This is a genomic window from Alkaliphilus flagellatus, assembly GCF_018919215.1.
In the GTDB taxonomy this organism is placed as follows: Bacteria; Bacillota; Clostridia; order Peptostreptococcales; family Natronincolaceae; genus Alkaliphilus_B; species Alkaliphilus_B flagellatus.
Genome location: NZ_JAHLQK010000022.1, coordinates 1 through 652, shown reverse-complemented (window position 1 = coordinate 652; position 652 = coordinate 1). Strand labels below are relative to the sequence as shown.

Sequence of the window (652 nt, the reverse complement as noted above, 5' to 3'; positions counted from 1 at the left end):
GATCCTCCTTGTATTTATCCCAGAGGCGGCTTGCGGGGGCTGCCCGGCCGCCGGATGTGCGTCGGTGCAAAGGGAGGGTGGGAAAGGGGGGCTGTCAGCAGCCTCCGCCTTCCCACCCTCTCAGGGCCTATTGTTTTTTCTTGTCCAGCTCGGTGAGCATGTCGACCCGGCGCTGGTGGCGGCCGCCCTCATAGGCGGTGTCGAGAAACACGTCCACCAGTTCGCAGGCCAGGCCAGAGGAAATGACCCGTCCCCCCATGCACAGCACGTTGGCGTCGTTGTGCATGCGGGTGTACTTGGCGCTGTAGTAGTCGGAGCAGCAGGCCGCCCGGATGCCAGGGGTCTTGTTGGCGGCAATGGAAATGCCGATGCCGGTGCCGCAGAACAGCAGGCCCCTCTCGCACTCGCCGGAGGTGATGTGGGCGCAGGTCTCGCTGGCGATCACCGGGTAGTCCACGCTCTCCCCGTTGCAGCCGCAGTCGATGTACTCGATGCCGCGCTCGTCCAAATGCTTTTTGACTTCTTCTTTCAGGGCGTATCCGCCGTGATCGCAACCGATGGCTAACATATTCACATTCCTCCGTTTGATTTTTGCCGCTCCTGCCGCTCGCGCTGGGCCTGGGAGAGGCGTATGTAGTGCAGGGCCAGCGCA

Annotated in this window: 1 protein-coding gene; it reads right to left on the bottom strand. The window is 62.9% G+C overall.

Translation table 11 applies throughout. From position 1 onward, the window contains the following. Window positions 1-127: 127 nt before the first annotated feature. Complete coding sequence (gene rpiB / locus KQI88_RS17855) at window positions 128-568, bottom strand: ribose 5-phosphate isomerase B (protein ID WP_021659361.1); 441 nt, start codon at window positions 566-568, stop codon at window positions 128-130. Window positions 569-652 lie beyond the last annotated feature (84 nt).

Bases quoted from the DNA above. Each gene is read 5' to 3' on its own strand.
- rpiB (WP_021659361.1), bottom strand. From the start codon at position 568: ATGTTAGCCATCGGTTGCGATCACGGCGGATACGCCCTGAAAGAAGAA.